Source organism: Anaerolinea thermolimosa (assembly GCF_001050195.2).
Classification (GTDB): domain Bacteria; phylum Chloroflexota; class Anaerolineae; order Anaerolineales; family Anaerolineaceae; genus Anaerolinea; species Anaerolinea thermolimosa.
This window is the reverse complement of the sequence record NZ_DF967965.1, coordinates 919566-926172: the sequence shown is the minus strand read 5'-3', so window position 1 is coordinate 926172 and position 6607 is coordinate 919566. Positions and strand designations below refer to the sequence as shown.

4 protein-coding genes and 2 riboswitches are annotated in these 6607 nt (G+C 45.0%); of the genes, 2 read left to right on the top strand and 2 right to left on the bottom strand.

All coding sequences use genetic code 11. The features are described from left to right. The coding region (locus ATHL_RS04255) for an IS66 family transposase (RefSeq protein WP_236822324.1) at positions 1-732 on the top strand (732 nt) is incomplete at its 5' end. Positions 733-850: 118 nt separating this feature from the next. Continuing rightward, a riboswitch (Fluoride riboswitch) is annotated at positions 851-912 on the top strand. Between the two features lie 69 nt (positions 913-981). Further along, positions 982-2754, top strand: a complete 1773-nt coding sequence (locus tag ATHL_RS04250; RefSeq protein WP_084001170.1) for a DUF6062 family protein — start codon at positions 982-984, stop codon at positions 2752-2754. Between the two features lie 532 nt (positions 2755-3286). On the opposite strand, the gene ATHL_RS04245 is transcribed toward ATHL_RS04250, so the two are convergent. Together ATHL_RS04245 and ATHL_RS04240 are read right to left on the bottom strand one after the other, a co-directional pair. After that, on the bottom strand, positions 3287-3718 hold the full coding sequence (locus ATHL_RS04245) for a CBS domain-containing protein (RefSeq protein WP_062190132.1): 432 nt from the start codon (positions 3716-3718) through the stop codon (positions 3287-3289). A 219-nt stretch (positions 3719-3937) separates the two neighbouring features. Continuing rightward, the gene (locus tag ATHL_RS04240; RefSeq protein WP_201797931.1) at positions 3938-6382 is read right to left on the bottom strand and encodes an HAD-IC family P-type ATPase; all 2445 of its coding nucleotides are present in this window, start codon (positions 6380-6382) and stop codon (positions 3938-3940) included. A gap of 12 nt (positions 6383-6394) precedes the next feature. Beyond that, a riboswitch (Fluoride riboswitch) is annotated at positions 6395-6466 on the bottom strand. Positions 6467-6607 lie beyond the last annotated feature (141 nt).

Genomic DNA, 6607 nt, shown 5'->3' with positions numbered 1-6607 from the left:
TTGAGCCGGATGAGCATCTGGAGGGATGTTCAGCAGCGCGCTGAGCAGCTGGAACGGGAGCGGTTCTGGAAGCCGGTGCGGGTAGTTGGGGTGGATGGCGCGTGTGTGCGCGGGTGGGGCAAGACGCAACCGGTGTTGGTGGTGGTAGATATGGGCACGGGGGAGCCGGTGACGGTGGGATATGTGGATGAAAAAGACCCTCAGGCGGTCAAGCGGTTTCTGGAACCGCTCATCCAGCGCCTGGGGATCAGTGTCATCGTCACCGATGATCTCTCCAGTTACAAGCCCGTGGTCGAAGCGTTGCAGCTGGAGCATCAGATCTGCCAGTTCCATGTCCGGCGCTGGGTAGGGCAAGCTGTCCATGAACTCAAGGCCACCCTCCCGCCGGAATGGAGCGGGGTGGCCGAGGAAGTCCGCCAGATTCTGCATGATTTACCCGTCGAGGGAGACAAGCGTCTGGTGGCCATTTCCCGGCAGTTTCCACCCGGTTCCACGGGCCGAGCTGGCAGCAATTACACGCCCGTGGACAAGCTGCGATCAATGATCCTCCGTCTGGCAGAGAACTGGGCCAGGTTTCGCGTGTTTGACTGGCAAGAAGGCGTACCCTGGACCAACAACCCCACCGAACAAGTGATAGGCAGGATGAAAATGCGTGCCCGAACCGTTCGAGGCTACAAGACCTGGTCTGGTATGGCCAGCGGGTTGATGGTGGCTGGGGTAGGGGTGGCATAGTCTGCCGATGGTATTTGGGGGAGAATACTGCGCCCACTTCTTTTTTCAATTTCACCAACCGTTTTCGGGACAAACACGAAAAAGTTGAGCTTGACGTGTTTACTGCAGAGACTTATAATTTATTACATGCGATGAGGCTCGCCAAATATGTCTTTCAAGACTGATGGCCTCTACCGAGTTTCGACTCAGGTGGGGGCCTTTCTTTTTTAGAAATTGACATTTGGAAGCGAATTTTTGAGTATAAAACCTATGACAAAAACAACCGAAAATTCACAAGAAAATCAATTGCGGTATTACACGCTAGCCAGACAACAAGTAGGTGATTTGTTGCGTTCGGGCTTACAACTGTTTCGGAAGAATAATAATGTAACGGGCGAAGAGCAATGCCGAGCTCTGCTTGTAAAACTTGCTGAAGATCGTTTCAATCTAGTAGTTGTTGGTCAGTTCAAGCGAGGGAAAAGCTCGTTGATGAACGCAATTATCGGACGTGATTTGTTACCAACCGGTTTACTTCCACTTACCTCCGCCATCACCACATTATGCTTTGGCCCACAAGAGAAGGTGTACATAAAAAGATCTGATTGGGTTTTTGAACAGGAAATTAATTTCTCAGAATTGCCAGAATACGTAACTGAACAAGGAAATCCAGGGAACACCAAAGGTGTGATTGAAGCCCGTGTTGAGCTCCCCATTCCTTTTTTACGCCGTGGCCTGTTTTTTATTGACACACCTGGAATTGGTTCCAATCGCTCTGAAAACACCGCCACTACATATGCTTTCCTGCCTCAATCAGACGCAGTTATCTTCGTCACTAGTGTGGAAGCTCCATTGAGCGAACCAGAAGAGGCTTTTCTGCGAGATGTCCAGCTCTATGCCAGGCGGTTATTCGTTGTCGTCAATAAGGTTGATCTCTTGGCTGAAAAAGAGGTTGATTCGGTATTCGATTACATTAAGACTGGTGTATCCAGAATCCTGGGTTCTTCAGATATTCGAATCTATCCACTCTCTGCCCGCCTGGCTTTGGAATCCAAATTACATTCTGGAAATCCAAATGTTGGGCAGAATGGACTTGAAATTCTTGAAGCTGATCTTGAAAAATTCCTGGCCGAAGAAAAAAGCCAGCTTTTGCTGGTTTCAATTCTAGACCAGTTGTTGCGAATTGTTTCCGATTCAGTTGGTGCTCTTCCAAGCGACAACAGTCTCTCGGATGAAGATAAGGGTAGATTACTCGAATTGCAATCTGCAGCAGTGGCCTTGCGGGACAGCATCTTAAATGATTTCAAAAAGCTTCCAGAACCCTTTAGAAAGGTGCCACGGCTGACTAAAAGCGAAAAATCAAAGGCAATTTCACCTTTACAGACACCAGCAATTACCTTCAAAACGCGAGCCTGCCCGATCTGTGCGGCTTTAGGTCAATTAACCTTTGATTTCTTTGCAAAGTATCAAAGTGATCTTATAGAAGAAGATGAAGTCCGCAAGGCGTTCGTGAAATCCAAAGGATTTTGTAAATTTCATACCTGGCAATTTGAACAAATTTCATCACCCAAAGGAATCAGTGAAGGGTATGTTACCTGGGTTGAAAAAGTGGCCTCAGATCTTCGCCTTGCAAGCCATTTGACACCTGCACAACAGAGAAATTATATGGATAAAATACTTCCTGATAGTGAAAACTGTCTGGCATGTAGAATATTACGCGAAAGGGAAGCGATTTTAATTAACCAATATATCAATTATATTTCAACGGAAGAAGGCAAGGAGTATTACAGGCGATCGCTTGGGCTCTGTTTACCTCACTTAAAGAAAGCGTTAGAAACCAATCTACCAGGTGATGTCAACGAATTCTTGTTCAATGAGCAGGCCAGGCATTTTGAAGAATTATCTGAAGACATGCATAATTACATCTTAAAAAGGGATGCTATTCGCCGTTCCCTGGCAAATGATAATGAGGCTGGCGCCTGGAAGTACGCATTGATTCAATTGGTTGGTGCGCGCGATTTTAAAACAAATGGAGACGGGTATTAGACAAGGAATATTGGTCAAGACCTCCTCAATTTTTAACAAGTATCAGCAATTCTAAGAGCTTCTCAACATGAACAACTGATTTCGACCTGGCTTCAGAAAAGATCCAATTTTCTGCATTATCGAAGGAGATTGGCTTCAGCTCTTGTTTAATGAATCCTCTGCAGCGAGAGAGAAGGATCGGAGATCGCCAGTTAGATCACAACAGCTCTTCTAGAAGATAACAATTAGGTTTTCTTTGTATCCCTCCTGTATGAGTTTGCTCACTCATTATTATGAAAAGGAACGGGAAATCACAGTCCTTCAGAGGGCTGTCAGGTAAAATGACGGGAAACGAACGTACACATTACTTGACGTGGAACCATTACAAACGAGTATTGGAAGAGATTTGTATTACGAGATTGCCCAAAAGGCTAATATTGAGAGTTGAGTGCTTAGTCTAATCTTTAAAATAAAACCGTTTGGCCAGTTTGGGCTTCGGATACAACCAAAAGGCCATCATTTCGATCATCCAAGAACCCTCTTTTTAGGTGATTTAAGTTGAAACATCCATTTTGAGTAATGCTTTGACGATATCGCTCCGATCGATAATACCAATCAATTTTTTCCCATGTAGAATTGCCAGAGGATGTTTACCCTCATTGATCATCCTCATGGCAGCACCCATTATTGGATAATTCTCCGGGACACTGATTACGTTAGGGTTCATTAGTTGCTCAACAGGAGTATCTTCCCAACCCCTGATAAGATTCCCTTCCTCCATAATTTTCATAGGGCCACCAAAACTAGCGGGGATTGGAAGGGTGAATAAATCCCGAATTCCAATCACACCAACGACTTCGTCATTTTCGGTGACAAACAATGTGTCAACCCCTTTATGGATCATTTCTTCTGCTGCTGATTTCACGGTACATTGAGGGGATACACAAGTAAAATTCTTTTGCATGAAATCTCTGACAATCATCATTTCCTCAACTCCTTTTACATCAGAAAGAATACTTCATCTTTAGAAAATAAAGTATCTTCTACCAGAATAAATTCTGGGTGAAGTTTTTAGCCATAGGATATGGCGAATAAAGGATCCCAACTGAACTCCACCCGCTGATTTGGAAAGACGGGCGTGAATTGCATTGGGTTACTCGATCGAAATTCATCTCGCCATTTTTAGAAACTCCCTGTTTACGCATCAGGAATGTCGTTCCGTTCCTAAAATACCCGTTACTCTGTAAAACCTGATTTTTAAGGCGTCTAAGATAAACATGGCAATGAGCGTGATGATGAATAATGTGATAATTAATTGGAAGGAAACTGCGGTCATCACCAGGCCAAAGGCAGCCATGAGTGTAGCAACAATAAAATTGATTGCGATCATGCCAATAACCCATCGACTCGGTGCGAATGACCAGAATGAATCGCGGGTCCGGGTCATCAGGATAGTAACCATTGCTGAATAGATTAAATACAGAAACATTAAAGAACTAATTTGGTCAGCACTTAAATTTTGAAATTTAAGATAGAACATAAGAAGCCCCATTCCAAGGGCTAACCAACCGATGGTAAAAATAGCAGAGATCATTGCCAGTTGTGGCATATTCCATTTTTCGGGAACGGCGGTTGGCCAGGCTCGGTCGGATCCTAACGTTAAGGTGACCATATCATTCATCACCACGATGAACACGATCAGACTTAATGAAACCGGGAAGAAGCCCGTAAAGATAAATCCAATAGTCAGAAGCGCCGCCAATTCGGCGGTTCGCGCCAATTTAGTAATTGTCCACGTCATCATCCGCCTATAAACACGGTGACCGGCATCAATCACTTTGGTGATATCAGATAATTTTGCCTGTGTTAAAACGACTTTGGCAGCCGATTTTGCCACGTCTGTGGCCGTGCTGACCGCAATACCCACATCCGCCTGTTTCAGCGCCGGTGCATCATTAATGCCATCTCCGGTCATACCAACGACCATGCCTAAATCCTGTAGAGCCTTAACGATCTTGTACTTATCCTCGGGGTAAACATTCGCAAATCCGTCAAAATCCAACGGGTTGGATAATGCATCTTTCAATGTACCAATGCGATTACCAATTCCCACCTGCTCTGCAATCGCTTTGGCGGTGCCGGCTGTATCACCTGTTAACATAATAATACGGATACCCAAAGCCTGGATTTTTGCTATCGATTCCTTGGCGTCTTCTCGAGGAGAATCCGCGAAAGCAATCAACCCTTGACAAACTTGTTTCTCGTCTTCTCCCGAGGCCAATGCCAGAACCCGGGATCCTTTCAAACTCAACGAATTTACCTGATACATAAAATTTTCCGGGACTTCTGCCTGCTCAGCAATAATGGCCGGAGACCCCATGACCACATTCAATTGCCTCCCATTTTGGTTGATCTTAGCCCTGGAGACTTTCTGAACAGGATCAAAGGCAGTAAATGACGTTCTCTCAGGCATCGCTAAATTTTGTTGCTTAAGAGCACCAAGGATAGCGGTACTGATGGTGTCATTAGATGTGTCATCACTGGCAGCAGCTGCTAATTTCAGCAAATCGGTATCTTCCAGTTGTCCAAACAAGACCAGTTCAGCAATCTCGGGTCGATTATTCGTTAATGTTCCCGTTTTATCGACAAGCAAGATATTCATGCTTGCGGCTTCCTGAATACCTGTTAACCCTGTGACGAGCACGTGGTCTTTGGCCAAATTCTTTGCTTCCAACGAGTTGGCTACGACGAAACTGGAAGGCATTGAGATTGGGATCGTTGCAATAAACAAAATCACCACGAATGGCAATAAATCTTGCCAGGCTGTTCCGCGGATGAAAGCAGTGGTGACCAGAATAACCGCAAGAAATATATCCAGGTACGCCAGATATCGGACAATATTGAACAGCAATGTCTGTAACCGGCCCGGGGCCTCAGCGGTTCGGACCAACTCTGCGGTTTTTCCATACGAGCTTTTTGTTCCAGTTGCGGATACGCGTGCAATAACCTCCCCATGACTGATTGTAGATGCAGAAAAAATTGTATCTCCCGCTTCTTTTGTGACATCAATTGATTCACCGGTCAGAGCAGACTCATTCACGCTGACATTGCCATAGATAACTTCCATGTCCGCGGACACAATATCCCCCACTCTGGCGTGCACAATATCACCAGGAACAAGTTCGCGTGAGGGTATTGTCTCCCAGGTTCCATTCCTCAATGCCCGGACACTGATTTGCAACTGTTGATGCAGGTAGCCAATTGCCTTTTTAGCACGATTCTCTTGGAAAAATCCGACCACTGCAGAAAAAACTAACAGCAAGAAAACAACTGCTGCCTGGACACCCTTACCTAAAAACAATTCAAAGAGCATGGCCGCCTCAAGTAACCAGGGGATTGGCCCCCACATGCGTTTTAGTACTCCTTTAATTGGCCCTACTATCTTTTCCGGTATTTCGTTATACCCATATTGGATTCGTTTGGCTTGGATATCTAGGTCACTTAAACCTTCCTCCTGGTATAAATTTTCTATACCTGCATTGTCCTTAGTTTGAGCCATAAAAATCCCCTCCACGGATACATCATTTTTATTAAACACGAATGGTTTTCCTGATGAAATATCTCTAAAAAAACAAAAGCCTCTATCCATACGCTATTTGCGTAACGGTTAGAAGCTATCAGCCCAAAAAGGCGGTTGGTTTAGCACCAAGCGAGCTTCATCGCTTAGCGATAACTATCAATTTCATTTTATACCTGATTGTTTCATAGTGTCAAGAAAATCGGTGTGTGTGTTAGTGCAAAGTAGTAAAGTCCCCTTTGTGCAAAGTTAAAATGTCCCCATAGGAGGGACGAGAAAGGGAATGGACGAACTACT